At 63.8% G+C, this 24,529-nt stretch carries 28 protein-coding genes; 10 read left to right on the top strand and 18 right to left on the bottom strand.

The genetic code is table 11. The features are described 5' to 3' along the window. The first annotated feature begins 56 nt into the window (after window positions 1-56). On the top strand, window positions 57-950 hold the full coding sequence (gene pcaQ / locus AC6I9R_RS22080; RefSeq protein ID WP_461428643.1) for a pca operon transcription factor PcaQ: 894 nt from the start codon (window positions 57-59) through the stop codon (window positions 948-950). Here the strand turns inward: pcaQ and AC6I9R_RS22075 are convergent. Further along, entirely contained in the window at window positions 947-1,294 is a 348-nt protein-coding gene (locus tag AC6I9R_RS22075; protein ID WP_461428642.1) for a Lin0512 family protein, read from the bottom strand. The genes pcaQ and AC6I9R_RS22075 overlap by 4 nt on opposite strands. Continuing rightward, complete coding sequence (locus AC6I9R_RS22070) at window positions 1,291-1,641, bottom strand: Lin0512 family protein (protein ID WP_461428641.1); 351 nt, start codon at window positions 1,639-1,641, stop codon at window positions 1,291-1,293. Before AC6I9R_RS22070 ends, AC6I9R_RS22075 begins: the two co-directional genes overlap by 4 nt. A gap of 131 nt (window positions 1,642-1,772) precedes the next feature. Here AC6I9R_RS22070 and AC6I9R_RS22065 point away from each other — a divergent pair, with 131 nt between their 5' ends. The 3 genes from AC6I9R_RS22065 to AC6I9R_RS22055 are packed head-to-tail and all read left to right on the top strand — an operon-like array spanning window position 1,773 to window position 4,014. Then, complete coding sequence (locus AC6I9R_RS22065; RefSeq protein ID WP_461428640.1) at window positions 1,773-2,420, top strand: cupin domain-containing protein; 648 nt, start codon at window positions 1,773-1,775, stop codon at window positions 2,418-2,420. Next, the gene (locus AC6I9R_RS22060; protein WP_461428639.1) at window positions 2,417-3,448 is read left to right on the top strand and encodes a flavin monoamine oxidase family protein; all 1,032 of its coding nucleotides are present in this window, start codon (window positions 2,417-2,419) and stop codon (window positions 3,446-3,448) included. The genes AC6I9R_RS22065 and AC6I9R_RS22060 overlap by 4 nt, the downstream gene beginning before the upstream one ends. Continuing rightward, complete coding sequence (locus tag AC6I9R_RS22055; protein WP_461428638.1) at window positions 3,445-4,014, top strand: TetR/AcrR family transcriptional regulator; 570 nt, start codon at window positions 3,445-3,447, stop codon at window positions 4,012-4,014. Before AC6I9R_RS22060 ends, AC6I9R_RS22055 begins: the two co-directional genes overlap by 4 nt. Here the strand turns inward: AC6I9R_RS22055 and AC6I9R_RS22050 are convergent. The 4 genes from AC6I9R_RS22050 to AC6I9R_RS22035 are packed head-to-tail and all read right to left on the bottom strand — an operon-like array spanning window position 4,004 to window position 7,826. Further along, window positions 4,004-5,467 carry an aldehyde dehydrogenase gene (locus tag AC6I9R_RS22050; RefSeq protein ID WP_461428637.1) on the bottom strand — a complete coding sequence of 488 codons (1,464 nt, stop codon included), beginning with the start codon at window positions 5,465-5,467 and terminating at the stop codon, window positions 4,004-4,006. The genes AC6I9R_RS22055 and AC6I9R_RS22050 overlap by 11 nt on opposite strands. A gap of 9 nt (window positions 5,468-5,476) precedes the next feature. Continuing rightward, window positions 5,477-6,508 (bottom strand): LLM class flavin-dependent oxidoreductase, encoded by a 1,032-nt coding sequence (locus AC6I9R_RS22045; protein ID WP_461428636.1) that lies wholly within the window; start codon window positions 6,506-6,508, stop codon window positions 5,477-5,479. Window positions 6,509-6,511: 3 nt separating this feature from the next. Beyond that, complete coding sequence (locus AC6I9R_RS22040) at window positions 6,512-7,255, bottom strand: alpha/beta fold hydrolase (protein WP_461428635.1); 744 nt, start codon at window positions 7,253-7,255, stop codon at window positions 6,512-6,514. After that, on the bottom strand, window positions 7,227-7,826 hold the full coding sequence (locus tag AC6I9R_RS22035; protein ID WP_461428634.1) for an amino acid synthesis family protein: 600 nt from the start codon (window positions 7,824-7,826) through the stop codon (window positions 7,227-7,229). The genes AC6I9R_RS22040 and AC6I9R_RS22035 overlap by 29 nt, the downstream gene beginning before the upstream one ends. A 102-nt stretch (window positions 7,827-7,928) precedes the next feature. Here AC6I9R_RS22035 and AC6I9R_RS22030 point away from each other — a divergent pair, with 102 nt between their 5' ends. Further along, a complete protein-coding gene (locus tag AC6I9R_RS22030) occupies window positions 7,929-8,792 on the top strand; it encodes a LysR family transcriptional regulator (protein WP_461428633.1) in 864 nt (287 codons plus the stop codon). 7 nt (window positions 8,793-8,799) lie between these two features. On the opposite strand, the gene AC6I9R_RS22025 is transcribed toward AC6I9R_RS22030, so the two are convergent. From AC6I9R_RS22025 to AC6I9R_RS22015, 3 genes are all read right to left on the bottom strand, one after another. Continuing rightward, window positions 8,800-9,936, bottom strand: a complete 1,137-nt coding sequence (locus tag AC6I9R_RS22025) for an amidohydrolase (protein WP_461428632.1) — start codon at window positions 9,934-9,936, stop codon at window positions 8,800-8,802. Between the two features lie 146 nt (window positions 9,937-10,082). Next, on the bottom strand, window positions 10,083-10,505 hold the full coding sequence (locus AC6I9R_RS22020) for a hypothetical protein (protein WP_461428631.1): 423 nt from the start codon (window positions 10,503-10,505) through the stop codon (window positions 10,083-10,085). Between the two features lie 172 nt (window positions 10,506-10,677). After that, window positions 10,678-11,325 (bottom strand): response regulator, encoded by a 648-nt coding sequence (locus AC6I9R_RS22015; protein WP_461428630.1) that lies wholly within the window; start codon window positions 11,323-11,325, stop codon window positions 10,678-10,680. A gap of 65 nt (window positions 11,326-11,390) precedes the next feature. Between AC6I9R_RS22015 and AC6I9R_RS22010 the strand changes: the two genes are divergently transcribed. Together AC6I9R_RS22010 and AC6I9R_RS22005 are read left to right on the top strand one after the other, a co-directional pair. Continuing rightward, window positions 11,391-12,893 carry a sensor histidine kinase gene (locus tag AC6I9R_RS22010; RefSeq protein WP_461428629.1) on the top strand — a complete coding sequence of 501 codons (1,503 nt, stop codon included), beginning with the start codon at window positions 11,391-11,393 and terminating at the stop codon, window positions 12,891-12,893. Between the two features lie 11 nt (window positions 12,894-12,904). Beyond that, entirely contained in the window at window positions 12,905-13,297 is a 393-nt protein-coding gene (locus AC6I9R_RS22005; protein WP_461428628.1) for a DUF2147 domain-containing protein, read from the top strand. A 21-nt stretch (window positions 13,298-13,318) separates the two neighbouring features. Here the strand turns inward: AC6I9R_RS22005 and AC6I9R_RS22000 are convergent, their stop codons facing one another. The 7 genes from AC6I9R_RS22000 to AC6I9R_RS21970 all read right to left on the bottom strand — a co-directional run bounded on the left by AC6I9R_RS22000 (window position 13,319) and on the right by AC6I9R_RS21970 (window position 21,012). Continuing rightward, window positions 13,319-14,731 (bottom strand): 3'-5' exonuclease, encoded by a 1,413-nt coding sequence (locus AC6I9R_RS22000; protein WP_461428627.1) that lies wholly within the window; start codon window positions 14,729-14,731, stop codon window positions 13,319-13,321. 1 nt (window position 14,732) lies between these two features. Further along, window positions 14,733-15,251, bottom strand: coding sequence for a hypothetical protein (locus tag AC6I9R_RS21995; protein WP_461428626.1), 519 nt, complete (start codon window positions 15,249-15,251; stop codon window positions 14,733-14,735). Then, window positions 15,251-17,071: a DUF294 nucleotidyltransferase-like domain-containing protein gene (locus tag AC6I9R_RS21990; protein ID WP_461428625.1), complete on the bottom strand. Its 1,821-nt coding sequence runs from the start codon at window positions 17,069-17,071 to the stop codon at window positions 15,251-15,253. Before AC6I9R_RS21990 ends, AC6I9R_RS21995 begins: the two co-directional genes overlap by 1 nt. Window positions 17,072-17,149: 78 nt before the next feature. Then, window positions 17,150-18,931: a sodium:solute symporter family protein gene (locus AC6I9R_RS21985; protein WP_461428624.1), complete on the bottom strand. Its 1,782-nt coding sequence runs from the start codon at window positions 18,929-18,931 to the stop codon at window positions 17,150-17,152. A gap of 6 nt (window positions 18,932-18,937) precedes the next feature. Continuing rightward, the gene (locus AC6I9R_RS21980) at window positions 18,938-19,225 is read right to left on the bottom strand and encodes a DUF4212 domain-containing protein (RefSeq protein ID WP_461428623.1); all 288 of its coding nucleotides are present in this window, start codon (window positions 19,223-19,225) and stop codon (window positions 18,938-18,940) included. Window positions 19,226-19,306: 81 nt separating this feature from the next. Continuing rightward, window positions 19,307-19,987, bottom strand: coding sequence for an adenylate kinase (locus tag AC6I9R_RS21975; RefSeq protein ID WP_461428622.1), 681 nt, complete (start codon window positions 19,985-19,987; stop codon window positions 19,307-19,309). A gap of 617 nt (window positions 19,988-20,604) precedes the next feature. Continuing rightward, window positions 20,605-21,012, bottom strand: a complete 408-nt coding sequence (locus AC6I9R_RS21970; RefSeq protein WP_461428621.1) for a GNAT family N-acetyltransferase — start codon at window positions 21,010-21,012, stop codon at window positions 20,605-20,607. 203 nt (window positions 21,013-21,215) lie between these two features. Between AC6I9R_RS21970 and AC6I9R_RS21965 the strand changes: the two genes are divergently transcribed. Beyond that, a complete protein-coding gene (locus tag AC6I9R_RS21965) occupies window positions 21,216-21,557 on the top strand; it encodes a hypothetical protein (RefSeq protein WP_461428620.1) in 342 nt (113 codons plus the stop codon). 60 nt (window positions 21,558-21,617) lie between these two features. On the opposite strand, the gene ispH is transcribed toward AC6I9R_RS21965, so the two are convergent. Then, entirely contained in the window at window positions 21,618-22,568 is a 951-nt protein-coding gene (ispH, locus tag AC6I9R_RS21960) for a 4-hydroxy-3-methylbut-2-enyl diphosphate reductase (protein WP_461428619.1), read from the bottom strand. A gap of 280 nt (window positions 22,569-22,848) precedes the next feature. Here ispH and AC6I9R_RS21955 point away from each other — a divergent pair, with 280 nt between their 5' ends. After that, complete coding sequence (locus AC6I9R_RS21955; protein ID WP_461428618.1) at window positions 22,849-23,385, top strand: peroxiredoxin-like family protein; 537 nt, start codon at window positions 22,849-22,851, stop codon at window positions 23,383-23,385. Window positions 23,386-23,469: 84 nt separating this feature from the next. Here AC6I9R_RS21955 and AC6I9R_RS21950 read toward each other — a convergent pair whose 3' ends face one another. Then, the gene (locus AC6I9R_RS21950; RefSeq protein ID WP_461428617.1) at window positions 23,470-23,931 is read right to left on the bottom strand and encodes a MarR family winged helix-turn-helix transcriptional regulator; all 462 of its coding nucleotides are present in this window, start codon (window positions 23,929-23,931) and stop codon (window positions 23,470-23,472) included. 70 nt (window positions 23,932-24,001) lie between these two features. On the opposite strand from AC6I9R_RS21950, the gene AC6I9R_RS21945 reads away from it, so the two are divergent. Beyond that, window positions 24,002-24,526: a cytochrome b gene (locus tag AC6I9R_RS21945; RefSeq protein ID WP_461428616.1), complete on the top strand. Its 525-nt coding sequence runs from the start codon at window positions 24,002-24,004 to the stop codon at window positions 24,524-24,526. The last annotated feature ends 3 nt before the right edge of the window (window positions 24,527-24,529 follow it).

Here is a 24,529-nt window from a genome sequence, read left to right as displayed (position 1 = left end):
GGAATGGCAATTAAAAATGAAGTATCACGCTATTTAATTATCGATTTGGGTAAGTAATGGACCGCAGGATCAAGTTTCGTCACCTCGACGCCTTTAGCGCCATCGCGCGGGCAGGCAGTTTGAAACGCGCGGCGGATCAGTTGAACCTGACGCAGCCCGCGATATCCAAGACCCTGAAAGAGCTGGAGGACATCACCGGCGCGCGCCTGATGGATCGCAGCCGAGCCGGGGTGCGCCTCACCCCCGCCGGAGAGGTCTTTCTGCAATTCGCCGAGCAAAGCACCGCCGCCCTGCGCCACGGATTGCGCAGCCTGCAGGGGGGCGGAGAGTTGTCGGGCCGTCTGCGCATCGGCGCGCTGCCGAGTGTTGCGGGCACCCTGGTGCCGCGCGCGGTCCTGCGCTTCACCGCCCGCGCGCCGGACACCTTGGTGGAAGTCCAGGACGGCCAACATCACGACCTGACCGCGCTTTTGCGGAGCGGGGCGCTGGATCTGGTTGTCGGGCGGTTGGGGCGCCCGGACAGCATGGTGGGCCTGACATTTCGGCAGCTGTATACGGAGCCAGTGATTGTCGTCGCCGCGCCCGACAGCGCGGCTGTCGGGATCACTTCATTGGATGATCTGGCCCAATGTCGCGTGCTTTATCCGCCGCAACACTCTGCCATCCGTCCCCTCGTGGCCCGCGCCATGATTGCAGCGGGGCAGCCGCTGTTTGCGTCCCGGATCGAGACGACATCGGCCCCGGTCGCGCGCGCGATCCTGGCGGAGGATCCCAACACCATCTGGTTCATCAGTCGTGGTGTCGTGCAGCCAGATCTGGACGCCGGAACGCTTGTGGCGCTTGACGTGCTGTTGGAACAAACCGCGGGCGCCGTCGGCGTGATGAGCCGCGCCGACGACAGTGCCACCAGCGCCGCCCGGGCCTTCGTAAAGATCCTGACGGAGGCCTAGCCAGCCAGGCGGGGCAGGAAGGCCTCTACCGCTGCCGAAGCGATAACCAATGTTTTGCCGGTATCCGGGTTGGTCACGTCCAACCCGCCGAACACGGCGGTCACTGTCGCCTTGCCGCGCGGCAGTTTCTCGGCCAGCGCCGCGCAATCGACGCGGTCCGGCTCTTGCACGCCGATGGTGACCTGCACGCGCATCTGGTCATGGGAAAGGCCTGTGGCCTCGAACATCAGGATGGCGGAATGGCGGATGGCATCCTCAATCGCGCGGGCGGCGGCCTTGGTGTAATCCTGGCCGTACTGGTCGTTACCCATGCCCATTTCGATAATGAAACGTTGATCGTTCATGCGGGTGCCTCCAGATCCAGCGCAACAGAGATCGCCACATTGGCGATGACCGTCGGATTGCCGCCGTCATTGCGCGGCAAGTTAAGCCCGCCCTTGCGCGGCTCCACGGTGATCTGGCCATAGGGAAAGATCGCCGCGATCTTGTCGGCATCCAGCGCGTCGGGGTTCTGCACGCCGACTTCCACCGTGATCTGCATCTCTTCCTTCTGCTTACCGAACAGCTCGGCCAGATTGATCGAATTGTGCCACAACGCGTCCTTCACGGCCCGCTCTGCGGCCTGGGTATAGTCTTGCCGCCTGAGCGAACTGCCCATGCCGAACTCTGTCAGCAACCGTTTCACCGCCATGTTTTCCCCCTCATCAAGTTGTGCGCCCTGTTTGCGGCAGTCCCATCAGTAGCGCAACGCAAAGTCGTGCATTGAAGATTTGCCTACCTAATGGTAGGTGAATGTCTGTGACCTAAAAAAGGGATATCGCCATGGACCTGAACGCTGATTTCTCAAAGCGGGTGGTCGTACACTCGGAGCAGCTCGATTGGATCGCCTCTCCGATGCCCGGCGTGGACCGCCGGATGCTGGATCGCATCGGCGGGGAGGTCGCGCGGGCGACCTCTATCGTGCGCTATGCGCCGGGGTCCAAGTTCTCTGCCCATACCCATACCGGCGGGGAAGAATTCGTGGTTCTCGACGGCGTCTTCCAGGATGAACATGGCGATTATCCAACGGGCACCTATGTGCGCAATCCGCCCACAACGTCCCATACGCCCGGCTCCGAGGCGGGCTGCACGATCCTGGTGAAGCTGTGGCAGTTCGACATGGAGGACCGTAACCAGTTTCGCTTGGACATGGCCGCGCAGGGTGACCACGCGGTGCTTCACCGCGATGCGTTTGAGGAAGTCACCTATCACCGCCTGTCCGCGGGTACGACGTTGGAGGACCCGGCCATCGGCGGGGCCGAACTTTTGGTGCTGGATGGGAGCCTGACTGAAAGTGAAGACATGCTGAGCGTGGGTGGCTGGTTGCGGTTGCCAGAAGACATGGAATTGCGGGCGAAAGCGGGCGCAGAAGGCGCGGTTGTCTGGATGAAGACCGGCCATCTGCCCCACGCGAAGCCACCCGCCGTATGACCGACACGCTGATCATTGGTGCGGGCCTATGTGGCCTTTCTCTGGCCGAGGCGCTGGAGAAGGCGGGGCACGATTACCTGCTGGTTGAGGGCCGGAACCGGGTTGGCGGGCGGATCCTGTCGGCCCCCGTTGATCTGGGGCCCTCATGGTTCTGGCCAGGTCAGCCGCGCATGGCCGCGTTGGTCAAACGTCTCGGGCTGCGTCGGTTCGACCAGTTCGCCACCGGCGCATTAACGTTTGAGGATCAAGACGGCGCCGTGCAGCGGGGCCGAGGGTTCGCATCGATGGAGGGGTCGTGGCGGATCGCCGGGGGCATGGCGGCCCTGACGGACGCGCTGGCCGCGCAATTGCCTGCCGCGCGCGTTCACCTGAAGGCAGCCGTCGTGGGGATGCAGTACGAGGAAAAAGGCGTGCGCGTGGAGTTCGCGGACAGACCCGCGATCCTTGCGCGTCGAGTGGCTCTCGCCTTGCCGCCGCGCATTGCAGCTAGCCTGGCCTTCAACCCACCGCTGCCAGACGCGGTCCGCGCCACGCTGGCGGACGTGCCGACGTGGATGGCCGGTCAGGCCAAGGCCGTGGCCATCTACCCCACGCCATTCTGGCGGGAGGCGGGCCTGTCGGGGGACGCGATGAGCCGTATGGGACCAATGGTCGAGGTCCACGATGCCTCGCCCGAGGATGCCAGCTATGGCGCGCTCTTCGGGTTCATCGGCGTCCCGCCTGCAGCGCGACGGGACGAGGTGGCCCTGCGCATAGCCATGCGCGCACAGTTCAGCCGCCTCTTCGAGGGCGAGCCCCCCACATCGTTGCGCATCCAGGATTGGGCCGCAGATCCCTTCACTGCCACGCCCGCCGACGCGGCCCCATTGATGGCACATCCTGCCTATGGCCTCCCGCCCGCTGTGCAGTCGCTTTGGGACGGTCGATTAATCTTGTCGGGGACGGAAACCGCGCCACAGTTTGGCGGGTTCCTGGAGGGCGCGTTAGAGGCGGCGGAAGCCGCGCTGCGCGTGTTGGAGGGGCAATGACCGGAAGCACGCGCACCGCCATCTTGGACTCGGCCGAGCGGGCAGCCCGCGCCCGGGGATTTGACGGCTTCAGCTACGCCGTGCTCTCGCAAGAGGTGGGGATCAGAAAGGCGTCGATCCACTACCACTTCCCCACCAAGGCCGCCTTGGCGTCCGCTCTGATCGCGCGCTATCACGACGAGATGGCGCGTACTTGCCGCCAGATCGACCTCAAGTGCGAAACAGGCGGCAGCCGCGTCCATGCCATGCTTAACGTCTACCGCGTTGCGCTGAACGATGGGCAGAGCCTGTGTCTGTGCGTAGCACTCAGCGTCTCTCGCGAGAGCCTTCCCGATGATCTGCCAGAAAGCCTCGCGGCCTTCCGCGCGATGGTCATTGACTGGCTCGCGGCGGCGTTCTCCTCAAGTCAGACGGATGGCTCCATCGCCAACGTCCAGGACGTACAGGCCGAGGCTGCGGCGGCGTTGGCACTGCTAGAAGGCGCGCAGCTTGCGGCGCGGGCCACGGAGAACGTTGCGCAGTTCGACACGGCGGTGGCGCTTCTTCGCGCGCGCCTCAGCGCATGACGAAAGGGTTGGCCATCGGGTCTGTCGACGTGTTGATCCACGTCGTCTTGGTGCGTGTGTAATCGAGGATCGAGTCCATCCCGGCCTCTCGCCCGTAGCCCGATTGATTGAAGCCCCCGAACGGCGCAATGGGCGAGATCGCGCGGTAGGTGTTGACCCAGCAGATGCCTGCCTTCAGCCGTTTCGAGACGCGATGCGCGCGGGCCACGTTCTGGGTGAAGATGCCCGAACCGAGGCCAAAGTCAGAGGCATTGGCCAGCGCGATCGCCTCTTCCTCCGTGTCGAAGGGCAGAAGCGACATGACCGGGCCGAACATCTCGACCTTCAGGGTTTCGGTGTCCGCATCGACGCATTCCACGAGGGTCGGGGCCATGTAGTTTCCGTGGTCACCCACACGCGCGCCGCCGAAGCGGACCGTCGCGCCTTGGGCAGTGGCGGCGGCCAACGTGCTCTCGATCTTGGTGATCTGCGCCTGCGTGCACAGCGGCCCCACATGGGTCGCCGCATCGAGGGGGTCCCCCACGACGATCCCTTTCGCGCGTTCTTCTATAAGAGTGGCAACTTCATTCAAGACGGGGCGATGCACCAACCCGCGAGACCCCGCAACGCAGGACTGCCCCGACGCGCCGAAATTTCCTGCGATCAGACCGTTCGCCGCGCTGCTGAGGTCCGCGTCATCGAACACGAGGATGGGGGACTTTCCGCCCAACTCCAGCGATGTCACCGCGAAGTTTTCGGCTGAATTGCGCACCACATGGCGGGCGGTCTCAGGGCCGCCGGTGAACGCGATCCGATCCACGCGCGGGTGCCGGGTAAGCGGGATGGCGCAGCCTTCCGCATCGCCAGTGATGATCGACACGACGCCGGGCGGAAAGCCCGCCTCGTCAATCAGCCGTGCGAAGGCGAGCATCGGTGTGGGCGCGATTTCCGAGGCTTTGATGACCACCGTGCATCCCGCCGCCAGCGCGGGACCGAGCTTCGTGGCCGTCAGGAACATCTGCGCGTTCCACGGCACGATGGCGGCAACGACGCCAATGGGCTCGCGGGTGGTGAAGACGTGCATGTCGGGCTTGTCGATGGGCAGGACGGCCCCTTCGATCTTGTCGGCAAGCCCCGCAAAATAGCGATAGTAGTCGGCAACATAGGCGGTCTGGCTGGAGGTCTCGGCCAGCAGTTTGCCACTATCGGTCGTCTCCAACCGTCCCAACTCAACCGCGTCCCGCTCCACCAGATCCGCCAGTTTAGAGATAAACTTCCCCCGCGCAGTCTGGGTCATATCGCGCCACGCGGGATCCTCCAGCGCGCGGGCGGCAGCGGCCACGGCGCGGTTCACATCGTCCGGCGCGGTGCAGGCGAACGTGGCCCAGGGCGCGCCCGTTGCGGGATTCAGGGTTTCCATGGTGACGCTGCCCTCACAAAAGGCACCGTCGATGTAAAGTTGGAAATGATCCATCGGGACCCCCTATTGGAATGCCGGCATGACGTCGTCGATGAACCGGGACAAGGACGCGTGCTTGCGCTCCGCGCTCATGCCGCTGTCGATCCAGAACGAATATTCGTCGTACCCAAGGTCCTCATATCGCTTGATCTGGTCAATGACCTCTTGCGCGGTGCCGATGGTAAGGTCACGGGCCATGTTCTCGGGCGTCATCATCGGGTTGGCCTTGATCTCATCCTCCGTAAGTTCTTCTATAAGACCTTGACGGACCGGGCGCTTGTTCTGAAACCAGGCGCCGAAGTAGCAGTAGAAACGGCTAAGCTCCTCGGCGGCGAGGCTGACGTCACCCGCATCACTGCCCACATACGTATGGTGCAGCAGCATGACTTTGGGCCGCTTCGCCGCCGCGTCACAGGCGGTGTTGAAACGGGTCATCAGCGTCTCGATCTCTTCCATGCCTTGCCAGAGCGGCGTGACCTGAACGTTGTAATCGCCCTCGATCGCAAACTCGAAACTGTTGGGGTCGCGCGCGGCGATCCAGATGGGTGGTCCGCCGTCCTGCACCGGTTTGGGGGCAGAGGTGCTGGCGGGAAAGCTGAAGAATTCGCCTTCATGGGCGCAATCCCCGTTCCAGAGTTGCCGCAGCAATGGCGTCGTCTCGCGCATCCGCTGACCCGCCTCCCATGCGTCCATACCAGGCATCAGGCGCTCGTATTCATAAGAGTAGGCGCCCCGCGCGATCCCCATTTCCAGCCGCCCGCCGGTCATCAGATCGGTGGCCGCCGCCTCTCCGGCCAGCTTGATCGGGTGCCAGAAAGGCGCCACGACCGTCCCGGTCCCCAGCCGAACGTTCTTGGTGTGATGGGCCAGATCAAGGATCGACAGAAACGGGTTCGGGGCGATGGTAAACTCCATCCCGTGATGCTCCCCAGTCCAGATCGCGCGCATCCCGCCGTCATCAGCCAACTTGGCGAGGTTCAGGAAATCCTCGCGCAAGATGTCGTGGGGTTGGTCCGGGGTTAGGCGCTCCATATGCGCGAAGAGGGAGAAATCCATGGATCAAGCTCCTTGGCTGAAAAAGGTGCGGAGGTGGGCGTTGACGGCGGTGGCGTGGGTCATCGGCATCATGTGAGCGGCACCCTCGATGATGACGGCGCGGCCCTGCGGGGCGGCGGCGGTCATGGCGTGCGACATGGCGGGGGTGGAGTTTGGCTCCGCCGCGCCGGTCATGAAGAGGGCCTGGCAGGAAAGCGTGGGAAGCGCCTCGGGCCCGTCTTCATGGGCGAAGACAGTGTAGGCATCGCGGTAGGTCCGCGGGTCAGCGGCGCGCAGCCATTCTTCACAAGCGGTGCGTTCAGGTGATGCCTTGTCCGGGAACCAACGACGCAGGGTCGGTTCCGGGTCCGGGACGGTCTTCCCGTCAAGCGATGCGGCGCGCGCTTGCACGGCTTGCGCCGCTTCAGGTGAGCGCCGGTAGATCGCATTCAGGGCGACGACGCCCCTGACCTTGGCGGGAAACCTTATCGCCAAGTCCAGCGCCATGAGCGCGCCCATGGAGTGGCCCACAACCCAGGCGGGTTGTTCCAGCGCTTCGGCCAATGGGTCCACATAATCCGCCAGGGCAGCGCCGCCCGCCATATCCGGGGCGATCACGGCGAAGTCGCGGGACAGATCATCAATCTGGGCACCCCAGGCCTCGGCCCGCAGGCCAACGCCATGCAACAGAACCACGCAGGGTCCCGTGCCTTCGCGCACGGCACGGAGCGTGCCGAACTCAGACCGCGGCCGGGTTGTCCAGGTCATGGCCCAGGTCCTTCAGGTCTTGGTAACGGTCCCCGATGCGGTGGTGCGGGCGGCCAGAGGTGGCCGCGCCCAGGACCACCACGATCTCATCGGCACGCGGGGCGTCGGGGATGGCAAACTGGATCGTCAGGTAGTGCGACCGCCGCCCGGCGTCGTTCTTATCCATCAATGGCACCATGATCGGCGCATTCGGCCCGCCGCGCGTGTTGGTGAAGGCAAGGTAGGATTTCGCGCCGACGGCCTCGCGGTAGAAGTTGCCGAACCGCAGCGTGTGGATCAGGCCAGAGGCATGCTCCACCTCTCCATCCACGCCGACGACAGCGGCCTTTCCGTAGGCCTCAATCGCTCCGCCGCTGCCCGCCAGGGCGATCATCCGACCCGTCATCATCTCCCCAAGCACAGGACCATAGGCCATGATCTCGGGCTTCAGATCTTCCACGAAGCGCCCCGCCCAGGGGTTCCGCACAACGGCGGCCACGGCGAACAGGCGCCAAGGCGTGTCGGCCTTGCGGAATCCTTCAATCAGGACCTCTTCATCATAGGTGACGATCTTGCGAATCTCTGGTTGCACGAACGGCTCCTCCCGCCGCCAAGGTCCCGCCTGACGGGGCCTTTGACAAACGAGCAATTGCACGCCATTGCCATTAACAACACTAATGTCAGGATTGCTCATATGGCCCGTGCGCTGCCGCCCCTCACCTGGTTCCGGTCGTTTGAGGCCTCTGCCCGAACCCTCAGCTTCACCGCCGCCGCGGATGAGTTGGGCCTTACGCAATCGGCCATCAGCCAACAGGTCAGATCGCTGGAGCTGCGCCTGGGCGTCGCGCTGTTCGTGCGCAAGCCCCGGGGGCTTGTGCTGACCGATGACGGGCGCAAGCTGATGCCCAAGGTCAGCGCGTCCTTGGATCAATTGGCCACGGCCACGGCGGAGTTTGAAACCGTTCCGACCGCAGGCCTTCTGACCGTCGCGGCCTCCGTCAGCGTGGTGCGGTGGATCATCGCCCCGCGTCTGGCCGAATTCACAGCGCTGCGCCCGGATCTGCGCATCCGGCTTCTGGGCACGATCTGGCCCGATGAGTTCAAGGCGGCTTTGGCGGACGTCGAGGTTCGATTTGGGTCCGACAAGCAGGTGGGCCGTGGGGCGGATCGCCTTGGCCCGGACACCTTGATCGTGGTCGCGGCGGCCCCCCTGGTCAAGCCGTTGCAAACCTATCCCCTGATCGAAGCGGTGGGCATGGCAGAGGGGTGGCGCGATTGGGCGAAGGTCAGCGGCGTCACCAAGCTGCCCGAGCCTTCATTGTTCGTGGATTCCCATGGGGCGGCGCTGGATCTGGCGATGGGCGGGGCAGGCGTCGCCCTGACGTCGTCGCTTCTGGCCGCGGGTGCCCTCAAGGACGGCTCTCTTGTCCGCGTTCACGGCACGTCAATCCCAAGCGCCCAGGGCTATCATTTGGCGGTCACCCAACCGTCGCCCGCTGCCCGCGCATTTGGGGATTGGGTTCGGGGGTGTGTGCAGGAAAGCGCGCCGTCGCCCTAGCCAGCGCCTAGTCGGCGACAGGCAAACGGTCGCGCGCTAGCTGAGCCCAGAACTTCCGACCAATGGGAAGAAGCGCGTCATTGAAGTCGTAGTCTGACGCATGAAGCGGCTGCCCATGGGCGCCGTTCGTGCCATTGCCGAGCAGCAGAAAACACCCCGGCACCATGGCGTTGAAATGGGCGAAATCCTCGGAAAAGCTCATCGGCTCGCAGGCGTCGATGATCTCTAACGCCTGGGCGCGGGCAGCCTTGATAACGGCTTGCGTGGGACCCGGCGCGTTGATCGTTTCCATGAACTCGGTGGTGAAGCTCATTGTCACCGTCACACCGTGGGCCGCGCCGATGCCTTGGGTGATTTGCGCCATCATCCGCGCGATTGCTTCGCGATCCTCAGGCACCCGTGCCCGCACGTCGCCTTTCAGGGTTGCTGTCCCCGGCAGCACGTTGCGCTGACCATCGGTGACAAACTCGGTCACCGACACGACCGCGCCCGAGCCGGGGGCCAATTTGCGTGACACGATGGTTTGCAACGCCTGCACGATCTCGGCCCCCACGGTGATCGCGTCGCGTCCGACATGGGGCATGGAGGCATGGCCGCCCTGGCCGCTGATCTCAATCTCGAACAGGCTCTCGCTGGCGCAGATCTGTCCCACGCGGGTCGAGACCTGGCCCACAGGCGCGCCGGGCAGGTTATGGATGGCGTAGACTTCTTCTACCGGAAACCGCTCTAGCACGCCTTCGTCTATCATCGCCCGCGCGCCAAGCCCGTGCTCTTCATTCGGTTGGAACAGGAACACTATGGTTCCGTCAAAATCGCCGCTTCGCGCCAAGTCAGCGGCAGCCCCCAGCAGCATTGCCATATGGCCGTCGTGACCGCAGGCATGCATCACGCCAGGGGCGCTGGAGGCATAATCGTGCGTGCTGGTCTCCTGGATCGGCAAGGCGTCCATGTCCGCCCGCAGCCCGATAGCGCGGTTGCCGGTCCCGCGTTTCAACACGCCGACGACCCCCACGCCTTCGTGCACGTCCAGACCGAACCCCCGCAACAGATCAGCGATCTTTGCCTTGGTCGCGTGCTCGGCAAAGCCAAGCTCAGGCGATTGGTGCAGCGCGCGGCGCAGCGCGATCAGGTCCTGGTCGGTCAATGGCGTCTCCCTGGCGGTGGCATCAGACAAACACAGAGGCCCGTGGGCGAGCAATGCAAAGCTGCCCACGCGGTAAAGCCACCAATCGGCGCGCCCGGTTGGGCCTGCCGATCGATGGCGCCGCCTTTCCAAGCGATGAAGGCTGTTTACTGCCAGATGAAGCTGACGGTCCCGCCGGCAAAGGCGCTCATGTTCATACCCATCCCACGGCTCGCCTGGGCGGGCTGGTTGCCGTCCACCATCCCGAAGACGACCCGGCTGTTGGCCTGGAAGTTGGCACAGCTTTGGCTGCCGGGCTGCGCCACCAGCGCATTGATGCCGGGCGCTGTATGGGTGAAGGCGCGCGTGACGTTGCCATAATTGGCGAGGCAGAGGTGCGTAATCGCCTGGTTGCCCGTCGTGCCTTCGTTGAAGATCTGGTGCATCTGGCTGCCGCCCCGGGTGGAGGTCACATCCAGCGTCTGGATGTATCCGGCATCAAACGACTGAGCATTGGCGGCAAGGGTTGCAACGGCAAGGACAGCGGCCGTGGCGGCGGTGCGAAGGGTCTTGGTGATCGAAGGGCTCATTGAAATAATCCTTTGGGTTTAGGTCTTTGGTTGGGTCATGGTCACGTCGTGTGACCGATGAGCCAGACCTACCAACCCCAAGCCTTCCTCAATATGGGGAGGAATACCCATATGACCCGGCGCGCCGTCTCTCTAGGTTGGGATCATCAACCGTGGGAGACCCGCAATGCCGTCACATCAAGCCGTGCTGCTCGATCAAACCATCCTGCAACGCTTTGGCCATCAACTCCGCCAGGGTGCGGACCTCCAGCTTGGCCATCATCGACGCGCGGTGCTTCTCGGCGGTTTTCGGGCTGATCCCCATCAGTTTGGCGACTTCGGCATTCGTCCGTCCCGCCAGCACCATGTTGAGCGTCTGACGCTCCCGCGCGGTCAGTTGCGCAGGCGTGCCTGCCCCGCGCACGATGTCCAGGATCGCGGTGTCGATCTTGCGACCACCGCGCAGGATCAGGGGCACCGCCGCCAACATGTCAGACGCGTCAGACCCTTTGGCAAACAGACCGTGCACCCCGGCCTCAATCAAATGCGCCAGCAGGCCCGGCGAGGTTACGCCGCTACAGACGACGATCTTGGTGTCGGGGCTCCAGCGTTGCACGTCCACGACGATCTCCGCCCCCGAGGCGACGGGCATCGAGACGTCGAGGATCAACAGATCGGGCCTGTGCGCCTTGACCCCCTCGATGGTTTGCAAGCCGTCCTCGGCCTCGGCCACGATCTGCACCTGCGTGTCCAGCATCGTAGCATCATGCTCCAGCGCAGATTTCAGCCCCATTCGGACGATCTTGTGATCATCGGCAAGCATTCCGGTGTAACGTTTCATGATCGGTTTCTGCCCTGGCGCGAATTTATGCGTGTCCCACCAATGATCTATCCGACGAGACGCCCATGACAAAGCCGTTTATCCTTCTTGCAGCCGTCATGTGCCTCTGGGCGGGCGCGGGCCATGCCGTCACCTTTGACGTCCCGGCGCAGGCCCTGGGGGATGTGGCGGAGGGTGCCGTCTCGGCCGCGGCTTTCTTCCTCGCCAATTTCGCGGCCGTCGCGATCCTGATCCTCATCGCCCTTTGCCTGCGCTACTGGATCTGGGCGCTCTATACCCTGCTGGTCTTTCTTGGCTTGCTCTACATCGCGCTCTTCGAGCAGAACATCACCGGGATCGTCTGGTCCGGCATGGATGTCAGTGCCCAAGGCCTGATCGCAGGCGGCTATGCGATGCTGTCGATCAACTACCTTGTGGCTGCCTACACGCTTCCCACCGACCACCGTTGGGCCTGGCTCAAGACCCCGTTTTGTGTCGCTGCCGTGGGGATTTGGGGGATCTGGGCCTTGGGGCGCACGGCCCCGGTCGAGGTTGGATATCTGCTTTTCAGCATCACGGGCTGCACCGTCGCGATTGCGCATTTCTTTCCGGTGTCGACCTTCACCAAGCTGCGGGGTGGTTACGACATCATCATCCGCAACCTGATCTGGGGTCTCTTGGTCTGCGTGTTGATCGGCGGGACCTTCGTGATCGCGGGTGCGTTTGAGGGGCAGGACCTGACCGTCATCATCAACCGCGTTCTCATCGCCGCGATCACTATCGCGTTCGGCGGGCTTTTCATCCGCAACATCTTCGTACTGAAGTCCGACCGTGAACTCGCCGTGCAAGAAGCGCTGGAACGCGCCGTGGAACAGGCCCGCATCAGCGAGGAACTCCTTGCCGCCAAAGACAGCTACAACGAGGCGGTCGAAGTGGCCCACGCCCGCACGCTGCGCCTGGCCACCGCGTCCCATGATATCCGGCAACCGCTGTCGTCGCTGCGCACGTCCTTTGCGGCGCTGGCCCGCGATATGCCCGAGGATACCCGCAGCCATCTGCAACAATCACTCGATTACCTGGACGAGCTGGCCTCCAGCTACGTCAGCGAGGCCAGCACGTTTTCCGAGGCTCATCACGGTCATGGCGATGCAGCCCCCGACCCCGACACCGATGAACAGGTGCGGGCCGAGCAAATCGGGGCCACACTTCAGCGCATGTTTGAAGACGACGCCGCCGCGCGTGATCTGACACTGCAGGTCGGCATCACCCCCGCGCCGCTCGATACCCAGCCCCTCGCGCTCATGCGGGTGCTCTGCAACCTGATGTCAAACGCGATTGCCCATGGAACGCCGGGCACCCTGCGCCTTGAGGGCCATGCGGAGGCCCCCGGCTACACCTTCACCGTCAGCAACCCCGGAGCGGCCTCCCTGGACTTCGGCGCCTGGAACAAGGGCGACGCATCTGAGGGCAGCGGCCTTGGCCTCGCCATCGTGCAGGAGCAGGCGACAAGGGCCGGTCTGGTCCTCGCCACCCCCGATTGCGCCCCGGACCGTACCTGTGTCAGCGTCACCCTTCCTGCCCCCGCTTAGGAGAGTCTTCCATGATCCGCGCCCTATTCGCTTTGCTCCTTTGTCTGCCCTCCATGGCGCTCAGCCAATCCGCACAGCCGCCCTATGCGCTCGACGGCCTCTGGCAAACCGGCGCGCGGGGCGGGTCCTGGGGCTACGTCCGTTTTGCACCATGTGGCGCGGCCTATTGCGGGACGCTGGTCGATGGCGGCGGGCAAAACGTGAACCCGCAATATTTCGGCACCGTTCTGGTGACAGGCATGCAATGGACGGGGTCCGAGTTCGACGGCGGGCGCTTGCTGGATGTGGAAACGGGCCGCGTCTACATCTCGCGGATGCGGTTTCGCGGGGCCAACAGCCTGCGCATCTCGGGCTGTGTTCTGGGCGGGTTGATCTGCGGCGGCCAAACCTGGACCCGCCAATAGCACCACAACCGCGCGCGGCTTTCAGGCGTTCATGTCCCGCAGAAGACGCCCATGTTTGCGCGTCTCTGACAGCAGATGCCCCATGGTCTTGATGCCGCGGCCATCGAGCAGCGGCAGCAACCGCACCAAAACCTCTCCGGTGGCCTGCGCATCGCCCAAGGCGGTATGGCGTCGTTCTTCCGGGATCTCGACAGACAGGCGCTCACACAGCGCGTCGAGCGTGTGTTCTTCATTGGTGCCGAAAACAACGGCGGACAAAAGCACCGTGTCCAACACCGGATGAGTCCAATCGGCCCCGGTGCGCGAGCGGCTCTTGCGCAGAAGGCCAATGTCGAACGGCGCATTATGCGCGACCAGAACAGCGTCCCGCGCGAAATCATGGAGTGCCCGGCCCGCTTCGCCGATATCAGGCGCGCCGGCCACGTCGGCGTCAGTGACGCCGTGGATTCGGGTGGAGGCGGGCGGGATCGGGCGTTCGGGATCGACATAGGTGTCGATCACCTCGCCTTCGACAATGCGCCCACCAAGGATCCGCACCGCGCCGATCTGGACGATCTCGTCGTCTTGCACCGACAGCCCGGTGGTCTCCGTATCGAAGGCCACGAAACACTGCTCGGACAGGGGGGTCTCATCCGTGGTCTTGCCGTAGGATGGGTTCAGGAAGTCGAAATTATAGACCAGCGGACGCGCGTCGATCTGGGGTGCCCGCCCTTCGGGCACGTCGATCAGGATCATGTGGCCGCCGTCGCCCAGGGATTTCAGCCGGGCTTCAAACCCGTGGGTGTTGCTGGCATCGGTGAGGTGTAGGGGAACCTCTGCCGCGCCCTCGGCCAGGCCTTGCGCCGCCGCGTCAAATCCGGACAGGTCGAAGTAATCCGACAGCTGCGCCTTGAGCCGCGGCGGCGCGATCTGCGCCAGAACCTCAGCCGCCTGACTGTCATAAAGCACGATCTCCCGGGACGGGTTCAGCAAGATCGTAGCGATGGGGATCTCGCTGAGCAACGCGGTGAGCTGCTCGGACTCGCTCTGCAGCCGTTGGGTGGCCGTCGCCACTCGCGCCGCTGTATCGGTGAGCGTATTGCCAAGGGTCTGCGACAGCGCGTTGGCGGCGGGCGCCAGATCGCCCAGGTGCTTGGCGTCGTCGGCATCGACACCGGCGTCGACTCCGGAATGGGCGCGCAGCCGAAGCTGCGCCGACACACGTGCAATGGGTTTGGCGACGTTCTCGTCGAACAAAAGCCAGATGCCCAGGATCAGCCCGGTGTTGAGAAATCCGAAAAGGATCAAAGACGTCACGAAAGGCCCGGTCGGAAGCGGGGCCTCTGCCCGCGACCAGCCAAACGCCAGCGCCCCCGCCGCCAGCGCCACCCCGCCAAAGGCCAGAAGGCCGAAGAACAGGAAGATGCGCAAGCGCAGGGAGAGGCTCGACAACATGTTACGTCTCGCAAACCAGGGCAAGGATCGGGTCATCGGCGGGCATGTTCTGCCAATCGGCGTCGGTGATTTCGCCGTCTTCACCAAACTCGGCACCGTCGATCAGCAGGGCGGAGCGGGCACCGCCGCAATCAAACAGCATCGGCGCCTGATTGACCGGCGACCAACGCCCGAAGAAGTACAGATCCGCCAGCCGTTGATCGGGCAGGGCGGCATTGGTCCGCGCGGTGCCGACATCGACGGCCACGAAGCGTTTGGTGTAGGGGGCAAGCTGTGTCCAGGGGCGGAACCAGCTTTGCTCATCGACCGTCATGGCAATCTCAACGCCCTCTGGCAGTTGCTCGGCGGTGCGGTCGAACCAAGTGTATTCGTTGGAAATGGTCATGGCGATCATGCCCAGACCCGCGGCAACCGGCGTGACCCAGCGCGGCAAGCGCTTGCCTGTGGCGTGGTTCAGCAACATCGCGATACCTGCGCAGGCGAGCCCCGCAAAGACCGTGCCGATCAGTTCAATGAACATTATGAAAGTGCTCCCTTGCCGGACCCAGCGGCCGATTGCATCGTCTTTACCACAACGAAAGCGTCGCGCAGATGGCTCCGTTCAAAATCCGACAGGGCGGAGGGATCCAGATAATTGTTCGGGCTCTTGCCCGCCTTGACCTGCGCGGCCTGATGCTCCAACCGCGCGGTGGCGATCATGTCGTAGGCATCCAGAAGATCCGCCCCGCCCGAGGTTGACAGGACGCCCGCGTCAATCGCGGCGTCAAGCCGCGCGCGCGTGTTGACCGGCGTCAGACGGCCCTGCAGGGCGTAGACCCGGCCCAGATCGGTGATCGGCACCACGCCATTGTGCTTCAGGTCCAACTGGTTGCGGTGGTCGCCCGACCGGATCGTCGCCAAACCGCGCAGCAGGCCCAGAGGCGGCTGGTGCTTGAGCGAGTTCGCGATCATGTGGGCGGTGAAAATGGAATTGCCCGCCGCGGCGTTAAGCGTCTCTTGCTGGAGTCCGTCGAACAGGCTTTCGTCGCCGCCAATCGCGCGGAGATCGAACATGACAGACGCCAGCATCTGCGCCTCATTATCCGGCTTGGCGATCCAGTTGCGGAAGTAGCCGCGCCAGACGCTGACGGGCTGACACCAGCGCGGGTTCGTCGCCATCATGTCACCGGGGCAATAGACGTAGCCGATGGTGTTGAGGCCGTCACAGACAGACTTGGCCAGCGCCTCAAAATAGGGCCTGTCGGCCTCGGTCATGTCATCGGAGAGGATCAGGCAATTGTCCTGATCCGACACGCCGGTTTGCTCCTGCCGCCCCTGACTGCCGCACGCGAGCCACAGGTAGGGGACGGGTGGCGCGCCAAGCTCTGCCTCGGCCAGGGCCAGCAGGCGTCGCGTCGCGGTGTCTGCGATGTCGGTGATCAGGCGTGTGATCACCTCATGGCGGCTGCCGCTGTTGACCAGTTGCAACAGAAGCTGCGGGATCTCCTGCGTGGCGCGCGCCATTTCTGGGGCCGAGGTCGCTTTGGCCACGCGGCCCACCAGATCAGCCGAGGTCATTGCTTGCGCACGGGTCAGATCCGTTTGGGTGACGATGCCGACAAGGCGGCCCGCCTCCACGATGGGCACATGGCCGATGCCGCGTTCCACCATCAGGTGCAGCACGTCCGTCACCAGCGCTGTGGGCCCAAGGGCCAAGGGCGCGCGGGTCATGATGGTTGAGACGGGGCTTTCCGGGTCCGCCCCTTCGACAATCACCCGCCCGTTGAGGTCGCGCAGGGTGACGATGCCGTCGAACTGCCCGCCCTCCTCGATGCAGATGGAGGAAATGCGCCGCGTATGCATCTCCGTCGCCACCGTGCGGATCGGCGTGTCGGGCGCGCAGGCCACGGGATCTCGGGTCATCAGATCGGCCACGACCATCGCGCCCAGGTCATTGCGTTTGTCTTGCGTCGGGCGCTTGCGGTCAAAGAATGTCGCCACGGCGTCGTGGGCGCGGATCAGGGCAAACAGCGTGTCTGCGGGCATCACGATCAGCGTTGCATCGCTCAGCGTGGTGGCGGTGCGGGTGGCGTCATCGCCGCGCAAAAGCGCGCGCTCGCCAAAGGAATTTCGGGGGCCCAGAAGGGAAAGCTGTGCGCCGCTGGCGTCGGTAATCTCAACCTCGCCGCTGACGAGAATGAAAAGCCCGTCGATCCGGTCACCGACGGTGTAAAGCGTCTGACCCTTGGGCGCTTGCGTGTCCGTGCAAACCTCGGCCAGTGCGGCAAGATCGGCCTCGGCCAGGGTGTCATAGGGATGCACCGAAGCAAGAAACTGGGTCAGTTGGGCGGAAAGGGACATGAAGGTGCCTTCGCGGTGAGGGATCCTGCCCGCACCCAAGGAAGGGGCACGGGCAGGACAGTTTTCTAGGGGCCGTCGTTAGTGATCGACGGCACCGCCTGCGCCACGCGGAATGCGCACGCTTTCGACCAGGTCCTTGATGTGCTGCGGCGTCTCTTTCGTCATGCCCGACACGAAGTAGGCAACGGCGAAGTTGATGGCCGCGCCGATCGCACCGAACGATGTCGACTTGATCGGCCCCAGCAGCGGGTTGGCATCCGTGAACGAATTGGTGTCCGGGATGAACAGCCAGCCCTTGTGCAGGAAGATGTAGACCAGTGTCACCACCAGGCCTGCCAGCATGCCCGCAACCGCGCCCGTGTTGTTGATGCGCTTCGAGAAGATGCCCATCATCAGTGCCGGGAAGATCGAGGCCGCCGCAAGTCCGAAGGCCAAGGCCACGGTTTGCGCCGCAAATCCTGGCGGGTTCAGACCCAATAGGACCGCCACGACAATCGCCGCTGCCATCGAAATCCGCGCTGCCAGCAGCTCGGACTTCTCGGACATGTTGGGCGTCAGCTGCCCCTTCAGAAGGTCGTGCGAGACCGCCGAAGAGATTGCCAACAACAGACCCGCCGCCGTGGACAGAGCCGCCGCAAGGCCGCCCGCTGCCACAAGGCCGATCACCCAGCCCGGAAGGCTCGCGATCTCGGGGTTGGCCAGGACCAGAATGTCACGGTTGAAGTTGGTCAGCTCATTGCCTTCCCAACCGTTTGCCTCGGCGCGTTCCTGCAACTCGGCATTGCCGTCGTTGTAGTACTGGATCCGACCGTCACCGTTCAGATCTTCCCAACCCAGCAGACCCGTGGCCTGCCACGTTGCCATCCAGGCATACTCGGGATCGTTTTCGATCTGCTCCAGGCTCACGGCTTCGCCTTGCGTCCCATTGGGCCACATCAGGTCCGAGATGTTCAGGCGCGCCATCGCACCAACGGCAGGGGCCGTCAGGTACAGCAGGGCGATGAACACCAGGGTCCAACCGGCCGACCAGCGGGCGTCAGACACCTTGGGAACCGTGAAGAAACGCATGATGACGTGGGGCAGACCCGCGGTACCGATCATCAACGACAGGGTGAAGAGCACCATGTTGATCGTTGATCCATGGGCGGCCGTGTATTCGTTGAAGCCAAGATCGGTGACGATCTGGTTCAGCGTCGCCAGAAGCGGCTCCCCATCTGCGGTATTGCCGAAGAGGCCCAGGGCAGGGATCGGGTTGCCCGTCAGTTGCAGCGAGATGAAGACCGCCGGGATCGTGTAGGCGGTGATCAGCACGCAGTACTGCGCCACCTGGGTGTAGGTCACGCCCTTCATGCCGCCGAAAACGGCGTAGGCGAACACCACACAGGCCCCGATGAGCAGACCCCAGAAGGCGTCGATCTCAAGGAAGCGGCCAAAGGCGATGCCCACACCCTGCATCTGGCCAATCACGTAAGTGATCGAGGCGACCAGAAGGCAGATCACAGCGACCATCCGCGCGGTGGAGCTGTAGAAGCGATCACCGATAAACTCGGACACAGTGAACTTGCCGAACTTGCGCAGGTAAGGCGCCAGCAGCAGGGCCAGCAGCACGTAGCCGCCCGTCCAACCCATCAGGAAGGACGAGTTGTCGTAGCCGGTGAAAGCGATGAGACCGGCCATTGAAATGAACGAGGCCGCAGACATCCAGTCTGCCGCCGTGGCCATGCCGTTGGTGACGGGGTGAACGCCGCGACCGGCGGCGTAGAACTCCGATGTGGAACCCGCCCGGGCCCAGATCGCGATGCCGATGTAGAGCGCGAAGGATGCGCCCACAAACAGCAGGTTAAGGGTAAATTGGTCCATGGCTGATTACTCCTCGTCCACGCCGTATTGCTTGTCGAGCTTGTTCATCCGCCAGGCGTAGAAGAAGATCAGCGCCAGGAAGACGATGATCGAGCCTTGCTGCGCGAACCAGAAGCCCAGGTCGGTGCCGCCGACGGCGATGCCCGAAAGCATCGGACGCAGCACGATGCCGAAACCGAACGAGACAAGCGCCCAGATGACCAGGCAGATGGTGATGATACGGATGTTGGTTTTCCAGTAGACGGAGTCATCCTCGGTAGCCGTCTGTGGCGTTTCGTTCGTTTGGTCTGCCATGCTGTTCCTCCTGTGGCATTGCGGCGTTCGGTGGTTGGGGTCTTCGCCCGGCGCGCCCTGGGTGCCAGCGCGCGCGGGATCTCAGGCGGATCTGACGATCTGCGCGATGTTGTTTTGAATGGTGTCGATGGCCTGCATGGCATCGACCGTGTGAAGCGCGCCCTGGGCGCCGTAATGCGCGACCAGCGGCGCGGTCTGTTCGGCATAGGCCTCCAGCCGCGAGATCGCGGTGGCGGCGGTATCGTCGGCGCGGCGGGTCATGTTCTGCGCGCCGCAGGCGTCGCAGATGCCTTCCCGGGCGGGCGGCTTGAAGTGGTCGTGAAAGCCCTCGCCGCAATCGCCACAGGTCATGCGACCGGCCACGCGCTTGACCATCTCGATGTCGTCGACCTCCAGCGAAATGACCGCGCGGATGCGTTCGCCGCGCTCTGCCAGCATCGCGTCCAGGGCCTTGGCCTGCACGGTCGTGCGCGGGAACCCGTCCAGCACAACGCCCTTTTTGCAATCGTCCTGGGCCAGGCGGTCGGTCAGGATCGCCAGCACGATCTCATCGCTCACCAAGCCGCCGGATTTCATCACCGCATCGGCGGCTTTCCCGGCCTCCGTGCCCGCCGCCACCGCGGCGCGCAGCAGGTCACCGGTCGACAGCTGGACGAAGCCGAAATTCTCTTCCAGCTTGCGCGCTTGCGTCCCTTTGCCAGACCCGGGAGGCCCCAGAAGGATCAGGATCGGAGTGGTTGTTGGGTGTGTCGTGCCGTCCATGTGTCGGCCCTCCTACTCTTGCGCGGCCCCGCCGCCGCCGATGCCCGCGCGGACCATGCGGTTTTCGATAAGCTCACCCACGACGGACGCATCCGACGGCGTCGAAAGGGGCGACGGGGGCGGTTTCAGGGCGCGTTGATGGGATTTCGACTGTGGCGCTCATGATGCTTCCTCCCGTGCATCGCACCGAGAAAACTGCCTCGGCGTGGTGGCTTAGGAGCGAATGTACACAGGTGCCGCCGCTTGGCCGTTTGATCCAAGACAAGGATGGGCCAGTTTGTTAAGGAATTTACAGAAAAAGGTTGAAGTTCGTAAAGTAGTTGGATTTCCGCGGCGGCTTTTCCTGTTTTTCAAGGGCGTATCGAAAGTGCCGTTCGACCGGAAAAACCGGCCTGGTATGCCGAGGTATGCAGCAAAGAGCGTGAAATCGTCGCGGAGTGCCCGCGTCAAACCGTCACGCAATCTTGCCACGGCGCGGAGAGCTTCGGGTTTTTCACACCCGCCCGCCGACGAAAACGTGTCTGGATCTAACCGATTCCGCCCCGGTTCAGGGCCCGATTCTCGCAGATCCAATCGGTCAGAAAATGCCAGCTGGCCCCACCCATCGGCGGCTCCGTTCAGGGAAAGAGTGTCATCCCGGCGCCAAGGGTCGCCGTCGGGCGCTCGGTAAACCCGGCACCGGCATAAAGCGGCTCGACCCCGTGGGCCGCCATCAGCCCGATGGTGCTGCCCGGTTTCGCCAGCGGCGCAAGATCGGCCAGCAGTCGGTCCACAATCGCACGGCCCAGACCCTGGCCTCGATGCGACGGGGCCACGACGATATCCTGCAAATGGAAATACATCACCCCGTCGCCGACAACGCGACCCATGGCCACCACCTCGCTGCCATCATGGGCGGTGACGTGAAGCGTAGACGCCGCAAGCGCCCGCGCGGCCCGCTCGGGCGCGATATAAGCCCACCCGCAGGCGGTGCGCAGCGCATTGAACTGCGCGGGGGAAGGAGGCGTATTTGAGAGGCTGTGCATGGCCCGCAGCGTGGCGTGCCCGTGGCGCGGAGACAAGAGGACGGAGGACCCATTCTTCGCCCGTTTTAAACGACGTCGCGACGTGCAGGATCGCGGCTTTCGGCTTGATAACGCCGTGGATGCGGCAGCGCGCGTCACCGCTCTTGTGCTTTCACCAAAGTCCGTTCGGTGTGTCATCGCCTCTGGAATGAAAGGGTCCTGCCATGGCCGAACGGGTGATCAAAAACACGGATAAGTCGCGCAATATTCAAGTGACTGTCACAGGCGACATGAGCCTGGACGCAATGGAAGCGGTGTTGATCGACGTAGGGAAAGGGCTCGGGTTGATCCTGACGCACATCACGACCCTGAGTCGGAAGAAATACCCCAACAACCGTCACTGGCATTTCAAACAGGACCTCAAGACCAAGGGCTGTTTGGACGTGACGTACTGGCCCCAGGGGGCGCTCTTCTGGATCACCATCAGGAATTACGAGCCTGAATGGGTCCACAAAGCCGGTGAGGAAATGGCAGCGCGCATGGAAGAAAGGCTGGCGAAGATCTGATAGCGTGCAGGGCAGGCGACGCTGCCCCAAGACACGACCGGTTAACCGGGACCCGCGCCCCTACGCCGTCTCGCGCAGCACGCGGGGGACCTTGAATTCGACGTTCTCGACGGCGGTCTCCACCATCTCTCTCGTCACGTCGAAACGATCCTCGAAAGCCTGAATGACCTCCTCGATCAGCACTTCGGGGGCCGAGGCGCCTGCGGTGATCCCCAGCGTCTTGATCCCGTCCAGCGCCCGCCAGTCAATATCTGTGGCGCGCTGGACCAGCTGGCTGTAACTGCATCCCGCGCGAGAGCCGACCTCGACCAACCGCTTGGAGTTCGACGAGTTGGGCGCGCCGACGACCAGCATCGCCTCAGCTTTCGGCGCCATCGCTTTGACCGCCTCCTGGCGGTTCGTCGTCGCGTAGCAGATGTCTTCCTTGTGGGGCCCGACGATGGCGGGGAAGCGGGCCTGCAGCGCGGCGACGATGTCTGCGGTGTCGTCGACGGATAGGGTGGTTTGCGTGACGAAGGCTAGTTTGCTGGGGTCGCGGACCTCGACCTTCGCGACGTCGTCGACGGTCTCGACCAGCAGGACCTCACCCTCGGGCAATTGGCCCATGGTGCCGACCGTCTCGGGGTGGCCTTCGTGGCCGATCATGATCATCTGCAAGCCGTTGTCGGCGTGGCGCTGCGCCTCGATATGGACCTTGGAGACCAGCGGGCAGGTGGCGTCGACATAGACCATCTGGCGCGCGGCGGCGGCTTGCGGCACCGATTTCGGCACGCCGTGGGCCGAGAAGATGACCGGGCGGTCATCGGGGCATTCCGACAGCTCCTCCACGAACACCGCGCCCTTGGCTTTCAGATCATCGACCACGTATTTGTTGTGGACGATCTCATGGCGCACGTAGACTGGTGCGCCCCATTTGCCCAAGGCCATTTCAACGATCTTGATGGCACGGTCCACGCCGGCGCAAAAGCCGCGCGGGGCGGCGAGGTAGATCGTGAGGGGCGGCTTGGTCATGGTCGGTCTCTCCTGTCGCCATTTAGGTAAGCTGTGGGTGGGCGGTCGTAAAGGGATGCATCGGCGCAGGGGGTGCCTTGCTTCTGTGAACTGCCTCCAAATAATTGAGACCTTCCAATGACGAGGGCCTACCAACCCGCGACGCCGGATCCCCTTGGCCAAGCGCCTGCGAGGGGGCCTATTGCGCAGATTTGCACCGTCTTTCGTGCGCCCCTGCCGGATGGACCTCGGGCGCGGGGCGTGGTTTGGACGGCGCGACCCATCCAAAAGGAGACCTTTGATGTTGATGCCCCGCCAAGCCGTTCCCGCCCTGTCCGTTCCGCTGCTGGGCGGGGGAACCTTTGATCTGGCCTCGGAAGACAGCCCGCGCGGCACCGTTGTCTGCTTCTACCGGGGCCTACATTGCCCGCTTTGCGCGACCTATCTGACGGAGTTCGAGAAGCTGGCCGGTGACTTCGCCGAGCGGGGCGTGGGGACCGTCGCGATTTCCAGCGACGGGCAAGAGCGGGCGCAGGGGATGGCTGACAAGATCGGGGCCGACAAGCTGCGGTTCGGCTATGATCTGTCGCTGGAAAGGGCGCGGGAATGGGGGCTCTATATCTCGACCTCGCGGGGTAAGACCTCCATCGGGATCGAAGAGCCCGCGCTGTTTGCGGAGCCGGGGCTTTTCCTGATCAATCCCGACAACACGCTCTATTATATGTCCGTCCAGACGATGCCCTTCGTGCGGCCCCATTTCCGGGAGCTTCTGGGCGCCGTCGATTTCGCGATCGAGAAGAGCTATCCGGCGCGCGGTGAGTATACCGGGGCCGTCTGAGCAGGGTTGCTCAAGCTTGAGCACATGGGTTAAGCATCTGAAAACGCTGAAAAACGGCGTTTTCGTTTACCTTTTGTTAAGAAATCAGGGCGGGGTTGGTGTTGCGGCCAACCAGGCGCGGCCCGAGGCCTCAACACGGGCCAGAAGGGTGAACAGGGTCTCGACCTCCTCAGGGTCGAGATCTGCCAGGAGCACGTCGTTGACCTGCTCGAACATGCCCGCCAGATGCCGCAGGCTGTCTCCCTTGTCCGAGGCCGCCACGGTCACGGCGCGGCGGTCCCTGTCGCTTTGCTGACGCACCAGAAGCCCCCCCGAGACCATCCGATCCACGATCCGCGAGGCGGCGGGCGGCGCGTTGCCCGTCAGCTCCGCGATCTCTTTCACGCTCAGATCGCCATTCCTCCAGATCGACGACAAGACCGCCCATTGCGCGAGGGTCAGGCCGTGGGGCTCTAACAGCCGATTGGCCACGGCAGAGGCGACGGAGCCCGCGAACGTCAGCTGACGCCCGACGGACCGCGGCGCAGACAGGATTTTGGGTTCCATATTAATAGTTGCCATGTAAGTTATTACTACGTTATCTTATCCTAAGGAAACGATCTTCAGGAGAACAGAGATGAAAAGCTCGGACACGAGATATGGCGGGGTCGCCAGGGCGATCCATTGGGGGAGTGCTCTGTTGGTTCTGGTGCTGCTGATCAGTGGCTTTCGGTCCGGCTTTGCGGTGAATCCAGAGGTGAAGCGCGCGGCGTTGACGGTACATGTGCCCGTGGCGGGAATTGTGTTGCTGATCACGGTTTTCCGGCTGGTCTGGTGGTGGCGCTTTGATGCCAAACCGGCGCCCTTGGGGAATTCGCCCCGGTGGCAGGAGGCGGCGGCGGTGTGGACGCACCGCGCGCTTTACGGGTTACTGCTGCTGCTACTGGCGAGCGGGATCGCGATGTCGGTGATGAGCGGGCTGCCGGATGCGCTGTTCGGCGGGGCGCCGATGCCGGAGCTGGCCGAGTTGCCGCCGCGCATGGGGCATGGGTTTGGCGCGCGGGTGCTGGTGATCGCCGTGGCACTGCACTCAGGCGCGGCGTTGTTCCATCACTTAGTGGTTAAGGACGCGACCCTGCGGCGGATGTGGTTTTCGCGGTAGCGC

This window comes from Gymnodinialimonas sp., assembly GCF_059726805.1.
The sequence above is the reverse complement of the archived record's forward strand: the minus strand, read 5'-3'. Positions and strand labels throughout refer to the sequence as shown.